Consider the following 25,462-nt stretch of genomic DNA (forward strand, 5'->3'; position numbering starts at 1 on the left):
TCAAGATTAAATTCCGAAACCCCAATTGCGAAAGCAATTGGGGTTTTGTCGTTTCAGGGCCTGACGAATTCAAACTGCTTTACGTGCCTTGCTGCTTCGACGAGCCTGCCATTTGCGCCACCAGATGTAGACGCCAGTTCCCGACAACCCTGCAATCAGAACACCCAGCACCGCGATCATCACTTGCCCGGTGAAACCAATGATTCGCCCACCATGTATCGGCAACTGCAACCGATAGAACTGCTCTCCCAGCGTCCCCTCTCCTGCGATTTCCTGTCCTAATAATCGCCCGTCGGTGCCGTGGAAGAACAACCAGGATTTGCCGTGAGCTTCAGTGTCGTGTTGTCCAAATCCGGCACCGTAGAAGTTGTACTCAAAGCTGTAATACAACTCGCCGATTGCGGCGGTCAGCCCTAACCTTTTCCCCTCTTGTTCTGCTCTTTCATACGCCTGTTGATAACTCAATTGAGTGACGCCCAGATCTTCGGCTGGCATTCGCCCCCGGGCCTCATAAACGCTGGGTTCAATCGGTGAAAACAGGGACACCACTGGCTTGAATACCTGACTCGGCAGGTTCATCGCCACGCTGCTGATGGCGATTGGCAGCAGCAACAACCACAGCCATAAACCTCCCGCTCGATGCAGGTCGAAGTTGAGTCGATAGGTATGTCCGCCCTTGACCTTCCAGGCCATCGACCATTTCTTCCAGAACGGTCTACCTCTCGGTAGGGTCAGCCACAACGCGATGAAGCAATCGATTACCCAAGCGATCGCCACCAGCCCCATCAACAATAATCCCCAATTCCCGGGCAGTGTCAGGTTGTAATGAAACTCGAGAATGAACGGAACGAAGTTCTGCCGTTGAAAGCAGCACTCACCCCAGTAACGTTCACCTTTCTGCTCGCCGCTTACGGGATCGAGATAAAACACTTGATTGCGCTCGGCGTAAGGCTTGCCTGTCGCCGGATCAGTCCGGGGCACCGTCGCCAGCAATGCGGTATGACCCGCTTCAGCGGGATATTCCATGTACCAGACTTGCAGCTTCGGATGCGCAGCCTGCACCGTGTCGACCAGATCCCCTGCAGGCAACCGCAGCCCCTGAGCGGAGGCCTGATAAAACTCCGGATTGAGCCACTCATCCAGCTCATGGTTGAACGCCAGAATGCTGCCGGTGATCCCGGCCAACAGTAAAAAAACCGCTGTCGCCAAGCCAATGTAGCGATGCAGTAAAACCAGAAATGCACGCATGAAAACTTCCCCACAGATACGATAAAGCCAGCCCCTGAACATCAGGGGCTGGCTTTTTTTGCACAGGACAAAAGGCTTAGAACTGGTAGCTGACCGTCGCGGTGACGTTGCGCTCTTCGCCCATGTAGCAGAAGTTCAGGCTGGCACAGGAAGCCACGTAGGATTCGTTGGTCAGATTGTTCGCGTTCAGACGTACGTCGACGCCCTTCAAGCCGACCTTGCCCAGGTCATAGCCGATCGACGCGTCGAACAACGTGTAAGACGGCACCTTCAGGGTGTTTTCCGCATCGGCCCAGCTATAGCCGACATACCGCACGCCGCCGCCCAGACGCAGGCCATCGAGCGCGGCGCTGTCGAACTTGTAGTCCGCCCACAGCGACGCCATGTGTCGCGGCGCCTGGGTCGGCGAATTACCCTTGTTCTCGATCACATTGGTGGGTGTGCTCAACGTGCTGACCATCGACTTCGAGTACTCGATGTCGGTGAAGGTGTAGCTGCCGAGGACTTTCAGGTGGTCGGTGAGCTGCAGGTGTGCTTCCAGTTCCAGACCTTGGGAGCGAACAGCGCCTACAGCCCGGTAGAAGTTTTCCTGCGGTAACTTGGTCGCCAGGTTCTCCTGATCGATGCGGAACAGCGATGCGGTAAACAGATTGTCGGTGCCCGGCGGCTGATATTTCAGGCCCGCTTCCCACTGCGTACCGTCGGTAGGCGCCAGGGGATTGCCGGCGCTGTCGGCATAGGAGTTCGGATTGAACGACTCGGAGTAGCTGAGGTACGGCGCCAGGCCGTTATCGAACAGATACAGCGCGCCGACGCGACCGGTCAGCTTGGTGCGTCTGTCATTGATCTCGGTGCCGACCGGGCGCCCGGCTTCGGCAATGCGGTTTTCGTCCGACGTCTCGACCCAGTCCTGACGCAGGCCGAGGGAGAAGCGCCATTTGTCCATCTCGATCAGGTCTTGCAGGTAGACGCCGGTCTGTTCCAGGCGGCGCAGGTAGCTGGTTTCACCGTACGGGGTGATTGTCGAATTGCCGTAAACAGGATTAAACGCGTTGATCGGCTCCAGCCCTCCGCTGGTCCAGTCGACCACGGTTTTGCGCCGTTGATAATCGGCGCCCATCAGGACCGTGTGCTTGGTGGCCCCGGTGAAGAATTCGGCCTGCAGCATGTTGTCGACGATAAACGCATGCAGACGCTCGTCACCGCCGGTGTAGTAGCGGTTCAGCTCGTTGCTGGTCGGTGATGTCCAGCCGTAGGCATAGACCTGATCCATGTTCACTTTGGAGTCGAGGTAACGGAAATTCTGCCGGGCGGTAAACACGTCGTTGAAGCGATGCTCGAACTGATAGCCGAACGATTGCTGGTCGCGGGAGTAACCATCGATCCCCGGTTCGCCCTCGAAGAAGTGCGGCGATATCCGGTTGCCGTTGCGCTGGTGAATCGTGCCGTCGGCCGGGACGCCGCCGTGGTAGCCACCCTCCGGGTCGTGTTGCAGGTACGCCTGCAGGGTCAGCGACGTGTCTTCGCTGAAATCTATGCTGACGGTCGGCGCGAGGGCGAAGCGCTTTTCCTTGTTGTGGTCGAACTGCGTGTCGGACTGATCCGTCAAACCGATCAGACGATAGGCAATGCGCTTGTCGTCATCGACCGGGCCGCTGAAGTCAAAACCGACCCCGCGCTGCCCTTGGGTCCCGACCGTCGCCTGGACCTGATGGTAAGCCTCGTAAAGCGGCTTCTTGCTGGTCAGCGCCACCAGACCGCCCGGCGAACTGCGACCGTAGAGCACCGATGACGGGCCTTTCAGAATATCGACGCGCTCGAGGAAATACGGATCGACCTGCATGGTGCTGTAGGTGCCGCTGTCGCCCATGGACTTCAGGCCGTCGAGGTAGATGTTGTCCACGGAGCCGTCGTTGAAGCCGCGCATGGCCACGTAGTCGTAGCGGTGAGTGGCGCCGTAAGGGTTGGTCAGCACGCCCGGGGTGTAGCGCATGGTTTGTGACACGGTTTGCGAGCCCTGGTCATCCATCTGCTCGCGAGTGACCACGGACACGCTTTGTGAGGTTTCCAGCAGCGCGGTACTGGTTTTGGTGGCGATCTGGCTGTGCGTGGCGTTGTAGCCTTCCATGCTGCCCAGCGCGTTGCCGAGGGCGAAGCCTTTGATGTCGGTGGTCGGCAGGGCGAGTGCTTCGCTGTCTGCGACGGTGCGAAGTACGTAGCTGCTGCCGTCCTGGCTGACGGCTTCGAGGCCCGAACCTGCGAGCAGATGGCTCAACGCCTGATCGGTCGAATATTCACCCTGAACCCCGGCGGATTGCCGGCCCTGGGTCTGTTGCGGGGTCATCGACAAGGTGATGCCCGCCTGCCGTGCGAACTGATTGAGTGCGTCGCCCAGCGGGCCTGCCGCGACGCTGTAGCGCTGGCTGCTGACCTGATTCGCGTCGGCGGCCATGCTGATTGCAGGCATCACACCGACGCCCAGCGCAGTGGACAACAGCGCCGCTCGCACGGCCTGTCGCAACAGGCCCGATTCGACGGTGAAATTCAGAGGGTTCTTACAGGTAACGCGCGCAGTCATTGTAGGTTTCCGTAGGAAGTCGCGAAGGCTGAGTGAAAGTGCTTACTGACTAAGCCGGACTTGCCGTGAAAACCCGCCAAAATAAATTCAGACCGCGCGCTCCAGCGTCACCCACCAGCGGGTGCGGTAGCGCACTTGCACCGGCAGGGTTTGCGGCAGGATCGCCAGCAGCTTGTCGGTGTCTTCGAGACGGAACACCCCGGAAAGGCGCAGATCCGCGACTTGCGATGCGCAGTTCAGCAGGCCATGGCGGTAGCGGGCGACTTCGTTGAGGAAATCGGCGAGACGCATGTTGCGGGTGACGATCAATCCGTCGATCCACGCGCCCGCCTCCATATCCAGTGGCGGCGCCGGGCGCGCTTGATGACGGTCGACCAGATAGCTCTGCCCGGCCAGCACGTCGATGGAGGCGCTGCGTGACGAATGAATGGCGACGCGTCCGCCGGTGACGCTCAGGCGCGTGCAATCACCTTCCTGGCGCAGGATGAACCGTGCGTTGAATGGCTCATAGGTGCCGTGACGGTCCTGCACCCGCAGTGGCCGCTCGAACGGCGCGCCTTCGTCGGCACCCCCGCAGGTGACGATGATTTCGCCACGATTCAATCGGATCAGGCGCTGCTGTGCCGTGTAGTCCAGGTCCACGGCACTCGCGGTGTTGAGTTCCAGGCGCGTGCCGTCCGGCAACTGGAACGCGCGGCGCTCGCCGGTGGCGGTGGCGTAGTCGGCGCTCCATTGCTGCCAGGCGGCCGTGTCCCTGGCGAGCCAGGCAGCGGAACCCACCAGCAAGGCACCGGACAACAGCTTCAGCGCCTGACGTCGACCCAGACCTTGCGCGCTGTTCTCCAGCGTATTGAATGCCACCTGCGCGCCGGGGACGGATCGCAGGTTGTGGCTCAATTCGGCTTGCAGTGTCTGTACTCGCTGCCAGGCCAGTTCGTGCTCATGGTGTTCGGCCCGCCATTGTTCGCACTGGTGATTGAGGCGCGGATTGCCGTGATTGTTGCGCAGGCGCAACAGCCAGTGGATGGCCTGTTTGACCACTTGTGGCTGCGGCTCGGCGCGGCGCCCGAGCGAGAGGTTATCCACAGGCATCAGGCGGCATACCTCAGCACATAACAGTGATACAACGCATCGGCGACGTAACGCTCCACTGAGCGCAGGGACAGGCCCATCTGCTCGGCTATCTGTTTGTGGGTCAAACCTTCGCACTGCGCCAGGAGAAACGCCTGACGCACTTTCGGCTTAAGTCCTTCAAGCATTCGGGCGATGCTTTCCAGCAGCTCGATCACCAGGGCACGGGCCTCGGCACTCGGGGTTTCGGCTTCCGGCAGATGGGCGATGGTTTCCAGATAGGCGCGTTCGATTTCTTCGCGGCGCCAATGGTCGATGACCAGACCGCGCGCGATGGTGCGCAGGAAGGCCCGGGGTGCCTTGAGTTCCAGGCGTTCGGTGCGTTGCAGCAGACGCAGGAACGTGTCCTGGGCCAGATCCGCCGCATCGGCCGCGTTGCCCAGCCGTGCGCGCAGCCACCCGTTGAGCCAGCCGTGATGACTACTGTAAAGCGCCTGTACAGCCAACTCAGATGAGGACATGAACGCGACAGCCCGGACGTCACAAATGATAATTAGTCGCATTGTCATCAGGAGTTACAGATTTTGCAACCGCCGCTCCAGCGACTGTCACAAAAAATCCGACAGCGGCCGCTCTAGTACGCCGTTCGGCGGGAATCTGGCAGAAATGCCGTCCATTTCGTACATGACCCTAAGATTTATCCGAAGTGTGCCGACAGACTGGTGAGACATGCGTGCACCAAAGTAGAGCAGCCAGAAGAACGCTGCCTGCGCTGTACATGGAATGTTGCATCCGGAACGCATCCCCACTTTTGGCATAAGAAGTCCCATGAAATGAATCTCAAGTTCAGCCATAAAATCCTGTTGGCCGCCTCGGGCGTCGTGGTCCTGGCGTTCGCGTTGTTTACGCTCTACAACGACTATCTGCAGCGAAACACCATTCGCCAGAACCTGCAGTCCTCCGTGCAGCAGGCCGGTGATCTGACCGCCAGCAGCGTGCAGAACTGGATGAGCGGACGAATTCTGGTGCTGGAAAACCTCGCCCAGAACGTCGCCCACCAAGGCAAGAACGCCGATCTGCCTGGCCTGGTCGATCAGCCGGCCTTGACCTCGAACTTCCAGTTCACCTACGTCGGCCAGGCCAACGGCGTGTTTACCCAGCGCCCCGACGCGAAGATGCCGGATGGTTACGATCCGCGTCAGCGTCCCTGGTACAAGCAGGCGGTGGCCGCCGACAAGACCATGCTGACCCCGCCTTACATGGCGGCGGTCGGTGGGCTGGTGGTGACCATCGCCCTGCCGGTGAAAAGCAATGGCGAATTGCTGGGCGTGGTCGGCGGTGACCTGAGTCTGGAAACCCTGGTGAAGATCATCAACTCGGTGGACTTCGGCGGCATCGGCCATGCGTTCCTGGTCAGCGGCGACGGTCAGGTGATCGTCAGCCCGGACAAGGACCAGGTGATGAAAAACCTGAAGGACATCTACCCGAACGCCAGCGTGCGCATCGAGAAAGGTAACCAGAACGTGGTGCTCAACGGCCAGGAACGCATCCTGTCGTTCACCCCGGTCAGCGGTCTGCCAAATGCCGAGTGGTACATTGGTCTGTCGATCGACCGCGACAAGGCCTACGCTGCGCTCGGCCAATTCCGCACGTCGGCGCTGATCGCCATGTTCGTCGCGGTAGCGGCGATTGCGGTGCTGCTGAGCCTGTTGATCAACGTGTTGATGCGCCCGCTGACCACCATGGGCCGTGCGATGCAGGACATCGCCCAGGGCGAAGGCGATCTGACCCGACGCCTGGTGGTGGAAAGCAAGGATGAGTTCGGCGAACTCGGCAGCTCGTTCAACCAGTTCGTGGAGCGGATTCACGCCTCGATCTGCGAAGTGTCCTCGGCCACTCGCCAGGTGCATGACCTGTCGCAACGGGTGATGACGTCCTCCAACGCTTCGATCATCGGTTCCGACGAACAAAGTGCGCGCACCAACAGCGTGGCTGCTGCAATCAACCAGTTGGGCGCGGCCACTCAGGAAATCGCCCGCAATGCTGCCGATGCTTCGCAACACGCCAGCGGCGCCAGCGAGCAGGCCGATGACGGGCGTCAGGTGGTCGAGCAGACGATCCTCGCCATGACCGAGTTGTCGCAGAAGATCAGCCTGTCGTGTACCCAGATCGAAACCCTGAATGCCAGCACCGACAACATCGGTCACATTCTCGATGTGATCAAAGGCATCTCCCAGCAAACCAACCTGCTGGCGCTCAACGCGGCCATCGAAGCGGCCCGTGCCGGTGAGGCCGGTCGTGGCTTCGCGGTGGTGGCGGACGAGGTGCGTAACCTCGCCCACCGTACCCAGGAGTCGGCGGAAGAGATTCACAAGATGATTACCTCGCTGCAAGTCGGTTCGCGCGAAGCGGTGACCACCATGAACGCCAGCCAGGCCTCCAGTGAGCAAAGCGTTGAAGTGGCGAATCAGGCCGGTCTGCGGCTGGTCAGCGTGACCCAGCGCATCGGCGAAATCGACGGCATGAACCAGTCGGTGGCGGCCGCGACCGAAGAGCAGACCGCCGTGGTGGAAACCCTCAACGTCGACGTCAACCAGATCAACCTGCTGAACCAGCAGAGCGTGGCCAACCTCAACGAAACGTTGAAGGATTGCGATGCACTGTCGCAGCAGGCCAATCGGTTGAAGCAGTTGGTGGACAGCTTCAAGATCTGATCAGTTGCTGAAAAAATCGAACCTGCTGCGGAGTGATCCGCAGCAGGTTTTTTTTGCCTTACACAAATAGCTTCAAGACATTGCCCATCGCATCATCGGCAAACCCCTGCACGAAATCCTTGAATCCCGGCAGCGCGTCGGCGCCGCCCGAGGCCGGCTCGGCAATGATCGTCCAGGTCGCCCGGGATTTTTCCGCGCCCAGCGGCTCCACATTCATCGCCGCCCACAGATGGCCGACGCCCAGGGTGTTGTAGATCGTGGTCCAGGTCATGCTCAGCCCTCGGTCGTCCCGGGAGTTGAGTTGCTCGACCACCACGTTGCCGTCCTTGAAGAACTTCTTGCGCAGCGAAGACACGCCTTCGCCGGTCATTTCAATGTGCGACAGCGCCGGAATGAATTGCTGGAAACCGCCGAAATCACCGACCACCGCCCAGACCTTCGCCGCTTCCACCGGCACTTCCACCGAAGACACGACGTGGCAGCCGTGGGGATTTCTGATCAGGGTATCGGGTTGCAGATTGCTCATGATGTTGCTCCTTTTCTTGCGGTTGATGGCTTTCAGATGAAGTTGATTTCTTTCAGGTAGTCGCAGCCCCGGCGCAGCAGCGCCGGGGATTTTTCCGGGTAGCGCGCGCCCATCTGCCGCACGCCGGCCTGGGCGTTGGCGTGACCGATCAGGGAGATGTCGCCGATGTCCTCCTCGAAGCCGTTGAGGTAGAAACCGAGTACGCCGAACAGCGCGTTGTCGGCATCGACCCGACCCAGTTGCTGTTGCCAGTCGGCGACGCTGACCAGCGAGAACTCGCTGCCGGTGTCGCGGAACGACGCGACGTAGGCGTCCCAGCTCAGAGGTTCGGGGTTGTGCAGGTTGAACACCGCGCGTTGCGGCGCATAACGGCTGGCGTGGAAGGCGATGAAGCGGGCGAGGAAGTCCACCGGCATCAGGTCGAAATTCAGCGCGAAGGCCGGCACCTGACCGAGCTGGATCGAGCCCTTGAGCATCAGCATCAAACGGTTCTTGTGCGGCTGGCAGACGCCGCTGAGGCTGTTGAAACTGATGTTGCCGGGACGATAGAGGTTGACCCGCACACCGCGTTCCCGGGCGCGTTCGAGGATGCGCTCGCCCACCCATTTCGACAGGTTGTAGCCGTTGCGGATGTAGATCGGCGGCGTCGGCGCGGCAGGCAGTTCCAGCACCCGGCCCTGCTCATCAACGGTGCTGGAAGCCGACAGCGTCGAGACGAAATTGAACACCTTCTTGCTGCGGCCTTCGCACAGGCGCAGCAGCTCGAAGATCGGCTCGACGTTGTCCGCCGCCAGCGACTCGTAATCGAGGACGTGATTGACGTTGGCCGCGTTATGCACCAGCGCGCCGAATGTCTGGTCGAGCCGCTGATAATCGGCATCGGCCAGTCCCAGTTGCGGTCGGCTGATGTCTGCGGCGTAGACTCGCACCCGACTCAGGTCCAGGTGTTCGAGACGGTTCTCGCGCAGGGCCTGGGCAAAGCGTTGCGCAGCGGTTTGCCCGCCGCCGTCACGCACCAGGCACGCCACCTCGCTGGCGCCCCAGCCCAACAGTGCTTCGACGATATGCACGCCGACAAAACTGTTGGCGCCGGTGACGATGACCTTATGCACATCGCCCATGCGGCTGATCGGCAGCGGCTCGATGTCCAGCTCGCGCTCCGCGTCAGCCATGGCCTGGGCGCTGAGTACGGCGCTGTCGTCGGTGCCGCGCACCAGGGTGGCGAGTTTGACGATGGTCGGCAGTTCGATGAAGCGGTTGATCGAGATGCTGCGCCCGAATTCTTCACGCAGCCGCAGAAGCATGCGCGACAGCAGAATGGAATGGCCGCCAAGATTGAAGAAACTCTCGTCGGTGGAAATGTCGCTGCCCGGCAGCTCCAGCAGTTCCGCCCAGATCTCCAGCAGCAAGGCTTCGTCGGCGTTCGCCGGCAGGCATTTCGGGCCGCTGTCCTGCACGCTGACCGGCAGCTCGAGCAAGGCCTTGCGGTCGACCTTGCCGTTGCTGGCGTACGGCATGCTCGGCAATTCGCTCCACGCCACCGGTTGCATGTAGTCCGGTAGAAATTGCCGGGCGTGCGCCTTCAACGCTTCGCGCGCAGCCCCCGGCTGGTCTTCCTGGGGTTGGGCGAGGAACGCCAGGATTCGCCGCTGCGAATCGATCAGCACCGCCACCTGACGGTACAGCTGACTTTCCCGCAGGCAGCGCTCGATTTCCTCCGGCTCGACCCGGAAGCCCCGGATCTTCACCTGATTGTCGCGCCGCCCGCACAGCTCGATGCCGTGCTCGCCCCACTTGGCCATGTCGCCGCTGCGGTAGGCGCGCAGACGCTGGCCGTCCGGCAGTTCCAGGTTCAGGTAGCGCTCGGCGGTCTGTTGCGGATTGTTCACGTAACCCAGGCAAACGCCGGGGCCGACGATGAACAATTCGCCGACCGTCTGCTCGGGCACCGGTTGCAGATCGTCATCGAGGATCAGCACCTGGCTGTTGGCAATCGGGCCGCCGAGGCTGCGATTGCTGTCGCCCGGTCGCAGTTGCCGGGCGGTGATCAGCACCGTGGCTTCGGTGGGGCCGTAGAGGTTGTGCAGTTTGCCCTGACGCGTCAGTTGCTCGATCACGAACGGCTCGCAGACGTCGCCGCCGGTCATCACTTGGCCGACGCTGCTCAGTTGCTCCAGCGGCAGGATGCTCAGCAGTGCCGGGGGCAGAAACGCATGGCTCAATTGCCGGCGGCGAATCAGCGCCACCAGTTGCAGCGGATCGCGCCGCTGGTTGTCGTCGGGCACCACCAGTTCAGCGCCTTCGATCAGGGTTGCGAAGATGTCGATCAGCGATGAGTCGAAACTCAACGAGGAAAACTGCAGCACCCGGCTCTGCGCGTCGAGCTGCGCGTAATCGGCGTACCACGCGGTGAAGTGCGCCAGGTTCGCCTGACTGAGCAGCACGCCTTTCGGATGCCCGGTGGTGCCCGAGGTGTAGAGCGCCATGCACGGGGCATCGTGTTGTGGCCGTTGGCGCATCAGCGGCTGCGCCGGATCGGCGCCAGCGCTGTCGATGGCGTTGACGTCCAGCCCCGGCATCGAAGCGCTGAGCGGATGCTCGCCGTCGTGCAACAGCAGCAACGCCCCGGCGTTTTCCAGAATGTATTGCTGGCGCTGCAACGGATGGCTCGGCTCCAGCGGCAGATACACCGCGCCGCTGCCGAGGATCGCCAGGATCGAGGCGAACAGCGCGCTGCTTTTCGGCAGGCAGATGCCGACCACCCACGGTTGCGGATGCTGTTCGAGCAGCGGCAGCAAGCGTTGCTGGATCGCCCGACTGTGAGCGTGTAACTGACGGTAGCTGATCGATTGTTCGGCGATGTGCAGCGCCGGCCGTTCGGCATGTTCGATCAGGCTCTGTTGCAGGCGCTCGATCATCGGGCGCTGCGCCAGTTGCAACAGCTTCGGATGGGCCGTGGCATTGAGGCGATGGACGTAGGCCAGGCTGTCGAGCCAACGCAGGTTTTCCACCTGCTCGAAATCCGGCGCGCGAGCACTTGTGGCGTGCTGGAAATACTCGGCGTCGCGGGAGAAGCGGCTGACCAGCAGCGCCACTTCGTCCACCACCTGCGCCAGCGTCCGCACGCGCAGGGACTGACCGTTGCCGGACGGCTCGTCGGCCATCGGCACGCGGCTCAGCAGTGTCCCGTTGTGCAGGCACAGCAGGTCCAGCGTCGGCAAGCCGCCGGCGCCGGTCGCGCCGATGCCCAGACGCAGTGACAGGTGCGGCGTCGGGGCGAAATTCCCAGGCGCGCAGGTGCCGTCGTCGATCGTCAGGTCCATGGCGAATGAGGCTCGCCCGTCGGTGTCGCTCAGCCGCGTGAGTGAGTGACCGTGTTGTTCCAGTTCCTGCGCCAGGTCGGTCATGGCCTGGCTGCAGCCGATCAGCAGAATGTCGAGACGTCTCATGTCAGCCTCCTCATCAAACCAGATAGTCACGCAGGGCGTGCTGCACGCAGGGCGTGTCGAGCAGCGAACTGCTGTGGAAAAACCGCACGATGTTGCCCACCAGCGGGTGGTGGCGATTGATCGGGAAGGCCAGCCCGGCCATCTCGTCCTTGAGCGCGCGGCGCGTGGCGTCGTTGACCGGCAGGGCGTCGATCAGGCGCAGGTCGAAGGCCTTCTGGATGTCGTTGGTCAGGTAATGGCCGATGAACACCGGCAGAATCTCGGCGATGCACTGGCGATCCGCGTCGCTCGCGGTGTGCCAGTAGATGCGCACCATGCGTGCCCAGAAACTCGAGTGGCGGCCCTCATCGAGCAGGTGATCGGCCATCAGGCCCTTGATCGACGCCTTGACCGTATCGTCCCGGGCGAACGCCGCGACATCGCCGGTCACGGTGTTTTCGGCGATGGCCACGCAGATCAGTTCCACGGCACTGCGCAGTGGTTCAGGCGCCAGTTCCACCGCCGCCGGGATCGCCCGGCTCAGCTCGATCTCGTGGGGCAAGTCGATGGGCGCGATGCCGGTCATGGCCATCGTCTGCTGCATGAAATCCATCGCCACCAGGGCGTGGTAATCCTCGTCCACCACCACGGTCATCGCGTCGTAGCGGCAAGGGAACGGGAAGGCCACCGGGAAGCGGTTCTTGGCGATGCTGCGGGCGGTCTTGTCGACGATTTCGGTCTCGAAAATCACCACGTCGTTGATGAATTTGTACAGCGTCTGCACCAGGGCGAAATCCCGCTGTTCGGGGCACTCGCGCAGGAACACTTCACTGAGTACCAACGGCTGGCGGCTGGTCGGATAGATCAGACGTTCGTCGTCCTCCAGCACACGGCGCGGTCGGGTGCGGATGGTCGCGCGGTTCTCCCAGGCGTCGGCGAAGGATTGGTAATCGGCGGCGTTCATTCGGCCACCTCCACCAGCGCTTCGCGCATGCTCAGACGCAGGCCGTCCCACAACGCGATGCGGCTTTCCACGGCGGCGACGGCGCTGGCATAGACTTCGGCCTGACGCTGCGGGTCGCCATCGACCAGCCGCTCCAGCAGGTTTTCCGCAGCGGGGCCGTGGTCTTCGGAGTCGACCTCGATGTGTCGCTGCAGGTAGTAACGGAAGGTCGGCGCCTGTTCGACACCGATGCCCCAGGCGTCGAGCATGCGTTGGAACATGGTCGGGATCACGCTCTCGCGACCGTGCAGGAATGCTGCGGCGACGCTATGCCCCGGCGCGTGCAGCGCGGTGTGCAGGGTGTCGCGAACGAACTGCGCCACGGCCGGATCGATGTCGACGCTTTGCAGCGCGACGTCGTAGCTCACGCCTTCCTGTTGCAGCGCGACGAAGCGCTCCACCGCCGTGGTGTCCGCGCCGACTTCGCGCATGGCGTCCAGATACAGTTCGAAGTGACTGTAATGCCCGTGCGACAGCCGGTCATCGGACTCTTCGCCCAGCACGATTTCATTGATCAACCGCGCGGCGTGGGGATCGCGCGGCGGCAGCCACGGGAGGCGGGTGCAGGTCAGTTCCTGTTGCAGGCGTTTGGTCAGCGACATGAAGTCCCATACGGCAAACACATGGGATTCCATGAACCGGCGCAGCACCGACAGCGAGTTGATTTCGGAAAAAATCGGGTGAACGCTGAGTTCGGCTTTCTTCGATGAAAGTTGTTCTTTAGTTGGCATGTTGGCGAGCCTCTGGCTTCTTGGGATATAGGGTGTGTTCAAACAGTGGCTAACTGCGTTGGACATATTTGTCCAGGCGAGCGACAGCCTCATTCGGTTCGATGAAAGTTCACGGTTTTTTTGAAAGGCCGGTAACAGCAACACGATTTTGAAACGCCGTGTTTAAAGGCCTACTGCTCAGTGGTGCCGGTTTCTGGATTCATATCCAAATTCGGCGAAGAAAAATTAATACATCGCAAAACAACTTAACAAGTATATTTTTTAATTATTTCAAGTTATCAGTTTCGCAAGTATGAGAAGAGCTGATAAAACTTTTAAGTTGAGTTTTATTTGGGCGTAGTTGCTCCTTTCGGCGATTGTTCGCCAAAATTTTGCAATAAGAGTGAATGCCTCACTCGAAGCAACTTTTAATGGATTAATTGAAATGAATTTGCGGGGATGAAGTTGGCCTGAACGGCGGCCTTGCTTCCTTTTCCCGTGACAAGGCTCCTTCCGTAGGTTCTTGGTGCGGGGACTGCTCCGTTGGGACGGTACGTCACCCGTTCTTTATGGGGTTGGCCGTCCAAGGGTGCGCGTAAATTGGCGCCGCGGCTATCGCCGGAGCGTGTTCCTTGCGGCAGGTTCCGGGCTGCGTGGGCAGAGGGAGGTTAGAGCGCTGGCGCGGATGTGCCACGGTAATTCACCGGGGCCGGGGGGAGGATTTGTAAGAGGGTGATTCGCCGGACGCGCGCTGGAGCGTCGCCCGGCAGATGCTTCAGCGGTTTGCTTTGCGCGTCTGGCCGCTGGTGCTGGCAAGGTAGCGGGTGATGACCTCGACGCCACGGTTGAGGTGTTGCTCGAGCAGATGCAAGGCGTGCTCGACGTCACGCTCTTTCACCGCCTGCAACAGCGCCCGGTGATCGTCCTGGGACAGCTTGCCCAGGCCCATCGCCTCAAGGTTGAAACGCAGGAAGCGCTCCTCCTCATTCAGTCCGTCTTCCACCAGTCGCAGCAATCGGCCGTTGGAGGCCTTGCAGTAGAGCGCCATGTGGAACAGGCGGTTGAGCCGGCCCATCTCGGTGTAGTTATGCTCGGTTTCGAGTTCTTCGATGTAGCCGGCCGCGCGTTGATGATCGGATTCGGTGAGCAGCGGGATCGACTGGCGCAGCGCCTCGGTCTCGAGCAGGATGCGCAGCTCGTAGGTTTCCGTGGCGTCGCCCTGGATCAGCGGCGCGACCACGGCGCCTTTGTGGGCGACCACGCTCAACAGGCCCTGAGCCTCCAGTTGGCGCAAGGCTTCGCGTACCGGCATGCGACTGACACCGAACAGATCCGCCAGGTCCTGCTGGCGCACGGCGGTGCCGCAGGGCAGGCGGCCGTCGAGAATGGCAGCGCGCAGGGTTTCTTCGATGACCGAGCGCGCCAGGTGCGCGGGGATCGGGCCGTCGACTTTGATGCTATGGAGTGGCTTGGGCTTCTGGGTCACAACTGCACACCCTGTCTAACTACGGAATTTGGATCCAAAGGACACTAGTGATTGCTCTACAAGTTGTCAAACCGTGTAGAGGAAACCAGTCATACATGCAGTTTAGCGCGTCGCCGATGATCTCAGGGTGCCATTGTTTTTTGCTGGGCTAACCTTCACCATCAAACGCTTTCTTCCTGCCCTCTGGATGCTTGGCATTGGCGGTACGATTCGCGATTCCTCGGACTGTGCGCTGGCTCGGCTGCGCACTGCTGCTGGCCGGCGTCATGCTGGGCGGCCTGCATGCCGATTGGGATTTTTCCGCGATCAGCCGCAAGGCCACGGCGCTGTACGGGCCCCTGGGGGCCGGGCAGCAGCGGATCGATGCCTGGCAGAATCTGCTGGCCACGCAGAAGCAGGTCAGCGAGATGGAAAAACTCAAAGTGGTGAACCTGTTTTTCAACAAACAGATGCGCTACGTCGAAGACATCGACCTGTGGCACGAGGTCGATTATTGGGAAACTCCGATCGAAGCCCTGTGGAAGGGCGCCGGCGATTGCGAAGACTACGCCATCGCCAAGTATTTCAGCCTGCGTCATCTGGGCGTCGCCAGTGACAAGTTGCGCATCACCTACGTCAAGGCCCTGCGTCAGAATCGCGCGCACATGGTCTTGACCTACTATTCCAGCCCCGACGCCATGCCGCTGGTGCTCGACAGCCTGATCGACCCGATCAAACCGGCCGCCGAGCGAACCGATTTGCTGCCGGTCTACTCTTTCAATGCCGAAGGTCTGTACCTGCCGGGGGCCAAGGGCAACAAGAAGGTCGGTGACACCAAACGCCTGTCGCGCTGGCAGGATGTGTTGAAGAAAATGCAGGCCGAAGGTTTCCCGGTCGAGACGACTAACTAGGAGCACGCGCTCAGATGTCTTTGTTCAAACAGCTGTTGATCGCTATCTGTCTGTTCCTGGTGGTCGCCTTCACCGGCAGCTTCATGGTCAGTCTGGAAAGCTCGCGCACCCAGTACGTCAACCAGTTGCGCTCCCACGCCCAGGACGCCGCCACGGCGCTGGCGCTGTCGTTGACCCCGAACATCGACGACCCGGCGATGGTCGAGTTGCTGGTCAGTTCGATTTTCGACAGCGGCTATTACGCGAGCATCCGTGTGGTCGATCTGAAAACCGATCAGACCATCGTCGAGCGCAGCGGCATTCCGGCGGTCAGCAACGTGCCGGACTGGTTCGTCAAACTGATCGGCCTGGAGCCGGCCGGCGGCGATGCGCTGGTCAGTCGCGGCTGGGAGCAGGCGGCGCGGGTCGAGGTGGTCAGCCATCCGATGTTCGCCCTCGCCAAACTCTGGCAGAGCGCCCTGGGCAGCCTCGGCTGGCTGCTGGTCTGCGGCGCGGTGAGTGCGGTGCTTGGTGCGTTGCTGCTGCGTCGGCAATTGCGGCCGCTGGATTACATGGTCAAACAGTCCCACGCCATCGCCCGCCGCGAATTCCTCAGCCTGCCGGATCTGCCGCGCACCCCAGAACTGCGGCGCGTGGTGCTGGCGATGAACCAGATGGTGGAGAAGCTCAAGGCGCTATTCCAGGAGCAGGCCGAGCGCAGTGAAAAACTGCGCGCCGAGTCCTATCAGGACAACCTCACGGGGCTTGCCAACCGACGCTATTTCGAGATGCAACTCAATGCCCGGGTGAGCAATCCGGAGCAGGCCAGTTCCGGTTATCTGCTGCTGTTGCGGGTCAAGGATCTGGCCGGGCTCAACCAGCGCCTGGGCGGTCAGCGCACCGATGAATTGCTCAAGGCTGTCGGCGAGCAACTTTCCCGCGAGTGCGCCAAATACCCGGAAACCCAGAACCTCGTGACCCGGATCCGTGGCGGTGAGTTTGCCGTGCTGGCGCCGGGGCTGGTGCGCGAAGAAGCGCTGCAGCTGGCGCAGAACCTCGACGGCGCGCTGGCGAGCCTGCACGCGACCGGTGCCACCGACGTGGCGGCAGTGGCCTCCATCGGCCTGGCGCCGTTCGCTCACGGCGATTCGCCGCAAGCGGTGCTCAGCCTTGGCGATCAGGCGCTGGCGCAGGCCGAAGGGCAGGGCGAGCAGAACTGGGCGTGTCTCGATCACAGCCTGGTGGCGGACGTTGGCGACGATCACCACGCCTGGCATCGCCTGCTCGATCAGGCGTTGACCCAGCGTCGTTTCGAGCTGTTCTTCCAACCGGTGGTGGCGGCGCAAGACACGCAACTGGTGCTGCATTACAAAGTGCTGTCGCGGCTGCTCGATGATCAGGGCCAGACCATTCCCGCCGGGCGCTTCCTGCCGTGGCTGGAGCGCTTTGGCTGGACCGCGCGGCTGGACCGGCTGATGCTCGAGCGGGTGCTGGAGCAGATGGCCGATCACGAGCAATCGCTGGCGCTGAACCTGTCCTCGGCGACCCTTGCCGATCCGCAGGCGCTGAACAAGGTGTTCGACGTTCTGCGGGCGCACTCCAACCTCGGCCCACGCCTGACCCTGGAAATCGGCGAAGAGCAATTGCCCGAACAAGCGGTGCTGGAGCAGTTGACCCGGCGTCTGCGTGAACTTGGGTTCTCCCTGAGCCTGCAGCGCTTTGGCGGACGCTTCAGCATGATCGGCAACCTGGCGCGGCTGGGGCTGGCGTACCTGAAGATCGATGGCAGCTACATTCGGGCGATCGATCAGGAGGGTGACAAGCGGCTGTTCATCGAGGCGATTCAGCGTGCGGCGCACAGTATTGACCTGCCGCTGATTGCCGAGCGGGTCGAGACCGAAGGGGAGTTGTCGGTGATTCGCGAGATGGGGCTGTATGGGGTTCAGGGCCAGTTGTTCGGTGAGCCCAAGCCCTGGCGGTGAGTCATTGAGAGTGGCCCCCTCACCCTAACCCTCTCCCAGAGGGTTAGGGGACTGATTGGGGGTTGCTTGAGAAGTGCATCGATCTGAGAGTACTGCGTTGAATCCAATGTATTGACCTGAACGATGGGGGCCGAATCCATAATCGGCTCGATCTTTCAGGTCGACGGATGCCGTGAGACACCTCGGTGTGCCCCCTCTCCCTCCGGGAGAGGGCTGGGGTGTGGGGCTTTTGACTTGCAGCGGAATCAGATCAACCCACTTTCATCCTCGTCAATCAACTGACTCAAACCGCCCAACGCCTCACGCGCATGGGTACGGTCCATCAGTTTCGCCTGGGCCGCCGGTGGCAGGTCGGTGACGCGAATCACGCCTTTCTGGGTCAGCACCTGAATCAGGTCGTCGAGTACCCGAATCATCTCCATGTCGCTCTGCTTGAGCTGATGGAGACTTTTTTCCACGGCCACGTTGGCGAACCATTCCTGGATTTCAACATGATCGGCCGGCAGCGTTCCCGTGGCCTCGGCGTAGGCCGCAGCTTCCACGCGAATCAACAGGCCTTGCGCATCGCGTTGCACGTAAAACATTGAGCGTCCCTCGGAAATGAACTCGCGTCATGCTGTCAGCAGCATAGCCAACTGCACGCGAGTATGCGGTGCGGCGACGTAATCGTCATCGGGCATTGGCTGCAAACGTGACGACCGCCCCGTAGGGCGGCCGTTTTGTTCACGTATCAGCTGTTGTTGTGGTCGACCTTGATGGTCGGGTCGCTGCCGGCAATCAGGTTGTGAATGTTGGCGCTCGACCAGTTGTTGCCTTCCAGTTTGATCGTCACGTCCGGGGTGGCGGCTGCCGCGTCGCCGGAGTTGAACTTGCCGCCCGAGCTGACTTGCAGCGTCGAGGTGCCGTCGACCGTGGTGATCTTCAGGAAGTTGTCGATGGTGCTGCCGGTCTCGCCCTGCAACAGATCGCGCAGGTCGATGCGGTCACCTTCGCTGGCCTTGAAGTCCTTGATCACGTCGTTACCGGTGTCGCCAGCCTTCCAGACGAAGGTGTCGGCACCGGATCCGCCGATCAGGATGTCGTTGCCCTGGCCGCCGATCAGCGTGTCGTTGCCGGTCCCGCCGAGCAGGATGTCATTGCCTTTGCCGCCATCGAGCAGGTCGTTGCCGCCCGAGCCGAACAGGATGTCATTGCCTGCGCCACCCAGCAGTGTGTCGTTGCCGTCGTGGGTACCGGACACATCGAACGCCTGATAGTGCTCGGTGATGTACTGATGCACGTTGCTGGTGGTGACTTTGCTGACATCCACGCCGGTCTGCTGCGCGACGAACGCCTGCATCGCCTGGTAGCCCTCACCGGCAATGCCGTTGAAGCTCACCAGGTCGCCGAACAGGATGTCGTTGCCGTCGCCACCGCTGACGGTGTCGTTGCCCGGCATGGTCGCTTCGGTGTGACCGATGATCGAGTTGGCCAGATCCTTCGGATCGATGTTGGTCTGTGGCGTGTGATCGCTGTCATACGGTTTCAGGTCGTTGAGGCTGACACCGCTGTTGATACCGATCGCTTCGACGTTCGACAGGCCGCTGAGCAGGGCGAAGGCACTGTTGGAGTTGTCGGTGGTGGTCGACGAAGTGCTGTTGCCACTGCCCGCCAGGCTCGACAGCTCGTAGGTGCCGTCACCCTGGGCGTGGATGGTGCCCAGGCTGCTCCAGTTCCAGTTGCCGTTCTTGTACGTCTGCAACACCACTTCCCCGGCGGTGCTGATGCTCAGGTAGTGAGTGCTGTCGATGTAGGTGGCGAAGCTGTTGCCCAGCTTGTAGTTGGTGGTATTCACCACGCTGTCGAGCTTGACGCTGCCGTACAGCGTCGGGTTGGTCTGCTCGCCGCTCTGGTAGTAGGTCGGCTGGCCGTCGGTGATGAAGTAGGTGAGGTTCTTCGCCCCGGTGTTGGCCACTGCTTCAGTGCTCTGGAAGAAGTTGGCCGTGGCCTTGAACACGTCTTCGTAGTTGGTGCCGCCGCCGGACGACATCGAGTCCAGAACAGCCTTGAGCTGGGTCAGCGCGTTCGGGTCGTTGAGGTTCACCGACACCGACTTGTTGACCTGGGTATCGAAGTCCACCAGGAAGATGTTCACCGTGCCGGAGTTGCTGCCCAGGCTTTGCTTGAGGGTGTTGAACACCGACGTCAGCGAGTCCTTGGCGGCACTGATCGACGAAGCGCTCATACTGCCGGAGCTGTCGACCATGAACGCGATGTTGTAGTTGGTGCCCGGCACCACGGTCAGACCGCCGATGTCGGCGACCATGATGTCGTTGCCGTCGGTGCCGGTGATGGTGTCATCGGCCGCTGTGGCGACGATGGAGTTGTAGACCGCCGGCACCACGGTGACCGGGATGGTCGCGGTGGTGCTGGCCGAGCCGCCCACGAACTCGGTGGAGGTCGAGGTCACGGTCAGGTTGAACTGGCCGTTGTAGTAGGTCGGCGGGGTCACGGTCAGGGTGCCGAGGTTCCAGCCGGTGACGTTGGCGTCGCCACTGGTCGCGGTCACGGTAAAGCTGTGGCCGGCGCCGTCGCTGAGTACCGAACCGACCGGTGCGCCGCTGATCTTCACGCTCAGGGTTTCCGAACCGTCGGTGTCGGTCAGGCCGGTGCTTACCGACGACAGCTTCACGGTGGTGCCTTCGGCGCCGGTGTTGAGCTTGTAGCCGTCGTAGTAGCCTTCGCCGTTGGCGCCATGCAGATCGGACACGGTCACGCCGGAGTTCACCAGATCCGTCACGCCGGTGTACAGCGGCACGCCGGCGCTGCTCAGGTCGATCAGCGTGCTGCCGTTGACCGACAGGTTGACGTCGTAGCTGCCCGGGCCGCTCTGGTTGTGGTGGTAGATGTCCAGGGTGTAGTAGCCGCTGGTGGTCGGGGTGAACGAACCGTTGAGGTTGCCGCCCGCGCCCCACGTCGTCGACGCCACGCTCTTGCCGCCAATGGTCACCAGCAGGCTGTCGTCGCCCGTACCGCTGAAGGTGTAGGTCTTGCCGGCTTCGAGGTAGATCAAACCGGAGGTCTTCGACGCCGTACCGGCGGCCACGCTGCCGTCGGACTGCACGTTGGTCACGGTGCCTTTGGTGTTCGCCGTACCGGCGGCATCGATCACGTTTTTCAGGGTGGTCGGGTTGGCGCCGCTGCCGTCGGTGCCCAGGCCCGACAGACCGGTCCAGACTTCCTTGATCAGCCCGGTGGACTTCACGCTGTTGTCGGCGACCGACAGGGTCGGTGCATCCGCCACTGGGGTGATGTCGATCTTGATCGTGCCGGTGTTGCCCAGCAGTTGGCCATCAGTCGGCTGGAACTTGATCTGCGCGTAGTCCGCCTGGTTGTTGCCCAGGCCGCTGCCGCCGTAACCGTTGACGCCCGATTCGTTGGCGTCCGGCAGGAAGCGCAGCTTGCCGGCATCGATGTCGGCCTTGCTGAAGGTCTGGTTGTTGGCAACGTCTTTCCAGGTCGAACCGTCCAGATACTGCAGTTTGCCTTCGCCCGGCAGTTGGGTGATTTTCACGCCCAGGCTGCTGGCCGGGCTGTCGACGTCGCTGACGCCGAAGGTCGACCAGCCGAGGATCAGCGGGGTGTCTTCGGTGCCGGTGACGTTGACCGGTGCTGCCACTGGCGCGTCGTTGACCGCCACCACGTTGACCGTGGTGGTCGCGACGTTGGAGTAGTTGCCACCGTCGGTTACCGTCACGGTGATGGTGCGCGGCACGGTGCTCGGATCTTCACTGTTGTTGGTGAAGGTGATGTTCTTGATCTGCTGCATGTAGTCGGCCAGCGTCGCGTTGCCCGACAGGGTCAGCGTGATCGATCCATCCTTGCTGTTGGCATTGATGGTGATGCCGTTGACGCTGTTGCCCAGGTTCAGCGAGTCGCCCGGCTGACGGTTGGTCAGCACGATGGTGGCGCCGGTCAGCATGGTGCTGTCCGGGTCGGTGATGCTGATGTCGGTGTCGGCGATCGACACGCCCGCGCCCGGGGTGTTCTCGGTGAACGTCACCTTGTAGTCGGCCCCGGTGGCACCGCTGGAATTGTTGGCGTCGAGGTCGAGAACCGGTGGCGCATCGTTGTCGATGATCGAGGTGCTGACGCTGCCATTGGTGCTGCTGACCGCCAGGTTCTCGAAGTTGCCGCCGGTGGCCGAGTCGATCTTGACCACGAAGTTTTCGGTGCCTTCGGTGATCTTGTCGTCGATGGTCGCCACGTTGAACTGCGCGCTGCTGGCGCCTGCCGGGATCTTCACGGTGTACACGCCGGTGAAGTCCGAACCGTCGGCGGCGGTGCCGCTGTAGACGATTTTCAGGGTCACTTCGGTCTGCGCCGGGTGGGTCAGGCTGACGGTGTAGCTGGCGGTCTGGCCTTCGGTCACCGAGGCGCTGCCGGAAATGCTGACTTCGGTCTTGTCGATGGTATCGGTGACGTTGGTCACGGCTGGCGTGTTGCTGGTTACCAGGTTTTCGAAGTTGCCACCGGTAGCGTTGGTGATCGATGCCTGCACCGGACCGGCGTCTTTGTAGACGTCGTCGGTTGGCGCGGGAACGGTCACGGTGCCGGTGGTTTTGCCGGCGTCGATGGTGATCACGGCGCCGTTCGACAGAGTCACAGTGACTGGCGAGCCGGCGGCGTTGGTCAGAGTGGCGGTGTAGATGATCGAACCGCCCTCTGCGACCGTGTTGGTGGCGCTGAGCGACAGGTTGGTGGTGTCGATGGTGTCGGTGACGGTGGTGCTGACCGGCGTCTTGTCGGCAACGAGGTTCTCGTAGTTGCCGCCGCTGACGTTGGTGATTGCGTTGGTCAGTGGCGCATGACCGGTCAGCGCATCATTCGGTGCGGTGGTAGTCACGGTGCCGGTGGTTTTGCCGACTTCGATGGTGATCGATTGGCCGTTGGACAGGGTCACGGTCACAGGCGAGCCGGTCACTGGTGCGCCAACAGTCGCGGTGTAGGTGACGGTGCTACCTTCGGCCGCTGTACCGGTTGCGGTGAGCTGGAACGGTCACGGTGCCGGTGGTTTTGCCGGCGTCGATGGTGATCACGGCGCCGTTGCTCAGGGTTACGGTGACCGGCGAGCCGGCGGCGTTGGTCAGGGTCGCGGTGTAAACAATCGAACCACCTTCGGCCACTGTGCCGGTCGCGCTGAGCGACAGGTTGGTGGTGTCGACGGTGTCAGTCACGGTGGTGCTGACCGGCGTCTTGTCGGCGACCAGATTCTCGTAGTTGCCGCCGCTGACGTTGGTGATGGCGTTGGTCAGTGGAGCGTGACCGGTCAGCGCATCGTTCGGTGCAGTGGTGGTCACGGTGCCGGTGGTTTTACCCACTTCGATGGTGATCGACTGGCCGTTGGACAGGTTTACGGTCACTGGCGAGCCGGTGACCGGAGCGCCAACCGTCGCGGTGTAGGTGACGGTGCCACCTTCGGCCGCTGTACCGGTTGCGGTGAGCTTCACGGTCGTGGTGTCGATGGTGTCGGTGACGCTGGCGNTGGTGATCGTGGCCTGCACATTGCCAGCGTCTTTGTAGACGTCGTCGGCCGGTGCTGGAACGGTCACAGTGCCGGTGGTTTTGCCGGCGTCGATGGTGATGACGGCGCCATTCGACAGAGTCACAGTTACTGGCGAGCCAGCAGCGTTGGTCAGGGTCGCGGTGTAGACGATCGAACCACCTTCGGCGACGGTGCCGGTCGCGCTCAGCGACAGGTTGGTGGTGTCGATGGTGTCGGTGACGGTGGTGCTGACCGGCGTCTTGTCGGCGACCAGATTCTCGTAGTTGCCGCCGCTGATGTTGGTGATGGCGTTGGTCAGTGGAGCGTGACCGGTCAGCACGTCGTTAGGCGCCGTAGTGGTCACGGTGCCGGTGGTCTTGCCGACTTCGATGGTGATCGACTGGCCGTTGGACAGGTTCACGGTCACAGGAGAACCGGTCACTGGCGCACCGACAGTCGCGGTGTAGGTGACGGTGCTACCTTCAGCCGCCGACGCGGTCGCCGTCAGCTTCACGGTAGTGGTGTCGATGGTGTCAGTGACCTGGGTTACGGCTGGTGTACTGCTGGTCACCAGATTTTCGAAGTTGCCACCGGTAGCGTTGGTGATCGTGGCCTGCACCGGGCCGGCGTCCTTGTAGACGTCATCCGATGGAGCCGGAACGGTCACCGTGCCGGTGGTTTTGCCGGCGTCGATGGTGATGACGGCGCCATTCGACAGAGTCACAGTTACTGGCGAGCCAGCAGCGTTGGTCAGGGTCGCGGTGTAGACGATCGAACCACCCTCGGCGACCGTGTTGGTGGCGCTGAGCGACAGGTTGGTGGTGTCGACGGTGTCAGTCACGGTGGTGCTGACCGGCGTCTTGTCGGCGACCAGATTCTCGTAGTTGCCGCCGCTGACGTTGGTGATGGCGTTGGTCAGTGGAGCGTGACCGGTCAGCACGTCGTTAGGCGCCGTAGTGGTAACGGTGCCGGTGGTCTTGCCGACTTCGATGGTGATCGACTGGCCGTTGGACAGGTTCACGGTCACAGGAGAACCGGTGACTGGCGCTCCAACAGTGGCGGTGTAAGTGACGGTGCCACCTTCTGCCGCCGTTTCGGAAGCGGTGAGCTTCACGGTGGTGGTGTCGATGGTATCGGTGACCTGAGTCACTGCCGGAACAGTGCTTGGTACCAGATTCTCGAAGTTGCCGCCGGTGGCGGTCGAAATGGTTGTTTCGACTTTGCCGGCGTCTTTGTAGACGTCATCAGCGGGAGCCGGAACGGTCACGGTACCGGTGGTTTTACCAGCGTCGATGGTAATGACCGCGCCATTGCTCAGGGTCACGGTGACTGGCGAGCCAGCAGCGTTAGTCAGGGTAGCGGTGTAAACAATCGAACCACCTTCGGCTACGGAACCGGTCGCGCTCAGCGACAGGTTAGTCGTGTCGACGGTGTCAGTAACAGTGGTCGAAACCGGCGTCTTATCAGCCACCAGGTTTTCGTAGTTACCACCGCTCACATCGGTGATCGCGTTGGTCAGCGGTGCGTGACCGGTCAATGCATCGTTCGGCGCCGTGGTGGTCACGGTGCCGGTGGTCTTGCCGACTTCGATAGTGATCGATTGGCCGTTGGACAGGGTTACGGTGACTGGCGAACCGGTGACTGGCGCTCCAACAGTGGCGGTGTAAGTGACGGTGCCACCTTCCGCCGCCGACTCTGTCGCGGTCAGTTTGACCGTGGTGGTGTCGATGGTGTCGGTGACCTGAGTCACTGCCGGAACAGTGCTCGGTACCAGATTTTCGAAATTGCCACCGGTGGCGGTCGAAATGGTTGCTTCGACTTTGCCTGCGTCTTTGTAGACGTCATCGGCCGGTGCCGGAACGGTCACCGTACCAGTGGTTTTACCGGCATCGATGGTGATCACAGCGCCGTTCGACAGAGTCACGGTCACTGGCGAGCCGGCAGCGTTGGTCAGCGTGGCGGTGTAGATGATCGAACCACCCTCAGCCACGGAGCCGGTCGCGCTGAGCGACAGGTTGGTGGTGTCGACGGTGTCGGTGACAGTGGTCGAAACCGGTGTCTTGTCGGCGACCAGATTTTCGTAGTTACCACCGCTCACATCGGTGATTGCGTTGGTCAGCGGTGCGTGGCCAGTCAGCGCATCGTTTGGCGCCGTGGTGGTCACGGTGCCGGTGGTCTTGCCGACTTCGATGGTGATCGATTGGCCGTTGGACAGGGTCACGGTCACTGGCGAGCCAGTGACGGGGGCGCCGACAGTGGCGGTGTAAGTAACAGTGCCACCTTCTGTCGCCGTTTCGGAAGCGGTGAGCTTCACGGTGGTGGT

Annotated in this window: 13 protein-coding genes and 1 pseudogene; 3 read left to right on the top strand and 11 right to left on the bottom strand. The window is 61.7% G+C overall.

The genetic code is table 11. The features are described 5' to 3' along the window. Positions 1-69: 69 nt before the first annotated feature. The 4 genes from KVQ74_RS28780 to KVQ74_RS28795 all read right to left on the bottom strand — a co-directional run bounded on the left by KVQ74_RS28780 (position 70) and on the right by KVQ74_RS28795 (position 5,418). Positions 70-1,248 carry a PepSY-associated TM helix domain-containing protein gene (locus tag KVQ74_RS28780; protein WP_217834759.1) on the bottom strand — a complete coding sequence of 393 codons (1,179 nt, stop codon included), beginning with the start codon at positions 1,246-1,248 and terminating at the stop codon, positions 70-72. Positions 1,249-1,324: 76 nt separating this feature from the next. Beyond that, positions 1,325-3,826, bottom strand: coding sequence for a TonB-dependent siderophore receptor (locus KVQ74_RS28785; protein ID WP_217834760.1), 2,502 nt, complete (start codon positions 3,824-3,826; stop codon positions 1,325-1,327). 87 nt (positions 3,827-3,913) lie between these two features. Beyond that, the gene (locus KVQ74_RS28790; RefSeq protein ID WP_217834761.1) at positions 3,914-4,918 is read right to left on the bottom strand and encodes a FecR domain-containing protein; all 1,005 of its coding nucleotides are present in this window, start codon (positions 4,916-4,918) and stop codon (positions 3,914-3,916) included. Then, positions 4,918-5,418, bottom strand: a complete 501-nt coding sequence (locus KVQ74_RS28795) for a sigma-70 family RNA polymerase sigma factor (RefSeq protein WP_217834762.1) — start codon at positions 5,416-5,418, stop codon at positions 4,918-4,920. The genes KVQ74_RS28790 and KVQ74_RS28795 overlap by 1 nt, the downstream gene beginning before the upstream one ends. Positions 5,419-5,730: 312 nt before the next feature. Here KVQ74_RS28795 and KVQ74_RS28800 point away from each other — a divergent pair, with 312 nt between their 5' ends. Next, positions 5,731-7,611 (top strand): methyl-accepting chemotaxis protein, encoded by a 1,881-nt coding sequence (locus KVQ74_RS28800; protein ID WP_217834763.1) that lies wholly within the window; start codon positions 5,731-5,733, stop codon positions 7,609-7,611. A gap of 58 nt (positions 7,612-7,669) precedes the next feature. Here KVQ74_RS28800 and KVQ74_RS28805 read toward each other — a convergent pair whose 3' ends face one another. The 5 genes from KVQ74_RS28805 to KVQ74_RS28825 all read right to left on the bottom strand — a co-directional run bounded on the left by KVQ74_RS28805 (position 7,670) and on the right by KVQ74_RS28825 (position 14,764). After that, positions 7,670-8,137, bottom strand: a complete 468-nt coding sequence (locus KVQ74_RS28805) for an SRPBCC family protein (RefSeq protein WP_217834764.1) — start codon at positions 8,135-8,137, stop codon at positions 7,670-7,672. Positions 8,138-8,169: 32 nt separating this feature from the next. After that, positions 8,170-11,586 (bottom strand): non-ribosomal peptide synthetase, encoded by a 3,417-nt coding sequence (locus KVQ74_RS28810; RefSeq protein ID WP_217834765.1) that lies wholly within the window; start codon positions 11,584-11,586, stop codon positions 8,170-8,172. A gap of 13 nt (positions 11,587-11,599) precedes the next feature. Further along, positions 11,600-12,529, bottom strand: coding sequence for a diiron oxygenase (locus KVQ74_RS28815; RefSeq protein ID WP_217834766.1), 930 nt, complete (start codon positions 12,527-12,529; stop codon positions 11,600-11,602). Then, a complete protein-coding gene (locus KVQ74_RS28820; protein ID WP_217834767.1) occupies positions 12,526-13,299 on the bottom strand; it encodes a DUF3050 domain-containing protein in 774 nt (257 codons plus the stop codon). The genes KVQ74_RS28815 and KVQ74_RS28820 overlap by 4 nt, the downstream gene beginning before the upstream one ends. Positions 13,300-14,053: 754 nt before the next feature. Further along, positions 14,054-14,764, bottom strand: a complete 711-nt coding sequence (locus KVQ74_RS28825; protein WP_217834768.1) for a GntR family transcriptional regulator — start codon at positions 14,762-14,764, stop codon at positions 14,054-14,056. Positions 14,765-14,961: 197 nt separating this feature from the next. Between KVQ74_RS28825 and lapG the strand changes: the two genes are divergently transcribed. Then, the gene (gene lapG / locus KVQ74_RS28830) at positions 14,962-15,654 is read left to right on the top strand and encodes a cysteine protease LapG (protein WP_217834769.1); all 693 of its coding nucleotides are present in this window, start codon (positions 14,962-14,964) and stop codon (positions 15,652-15,654) included. Positions 15,655-15,668: 14 nt separating this feature from the next. Continuing rightward, positions 15,669-17,615: a cyclic di-GMP receptor LapD gene (gene lapD, locus KVQ74_RS28835; protein WP_217834770.1), complete on the top strand. Its 1,947-nt coding sequence runs from the start codon at positions 15,669-15,671 to the stop codon at positions 17,613-17,615. Between the two features lie 245 nt (positions 17,616-17,860). Here the strand turns inward: lapD and KVQ74_RS28840 are convergent, their stop codons facing one another. Both KVQ74_RS28840 and KVQ74_RS28845 read right to left on the bottom strand, forming a co-directional pair. Then, positions 17,861-18,199: a tryptophan synthase subunit beta gene (locus tag KVQ74_RS28840; RefSeq protein ID WP_217834771.1), complete on the bottom strand. Its 339-nt coding sequence runs from the start codon at positions 18,197-18,199 to the stop codon at positions 17,861-17,863. A 146-nt stretch (positions 18,200-18,345) separates the two neighbouring features. Further along, positions 18,346-25,462 (bottom strand): annotated as a pseudogene (locus tag KVQ74_RS28845) (LapA family giant adhesin); the annotation flags it as partial.

Origin of the sequence: Pseudomonas botevensis, from assembly GCF_019145475.1 — a bacterium.
Lineage (GTDB): Bacteria > Pseudomonadota > Gammaproteobacteria > Pseudomonadales > Pseudomonadaceae > Aquipseudomonas > Aquipseudomonas botevensis.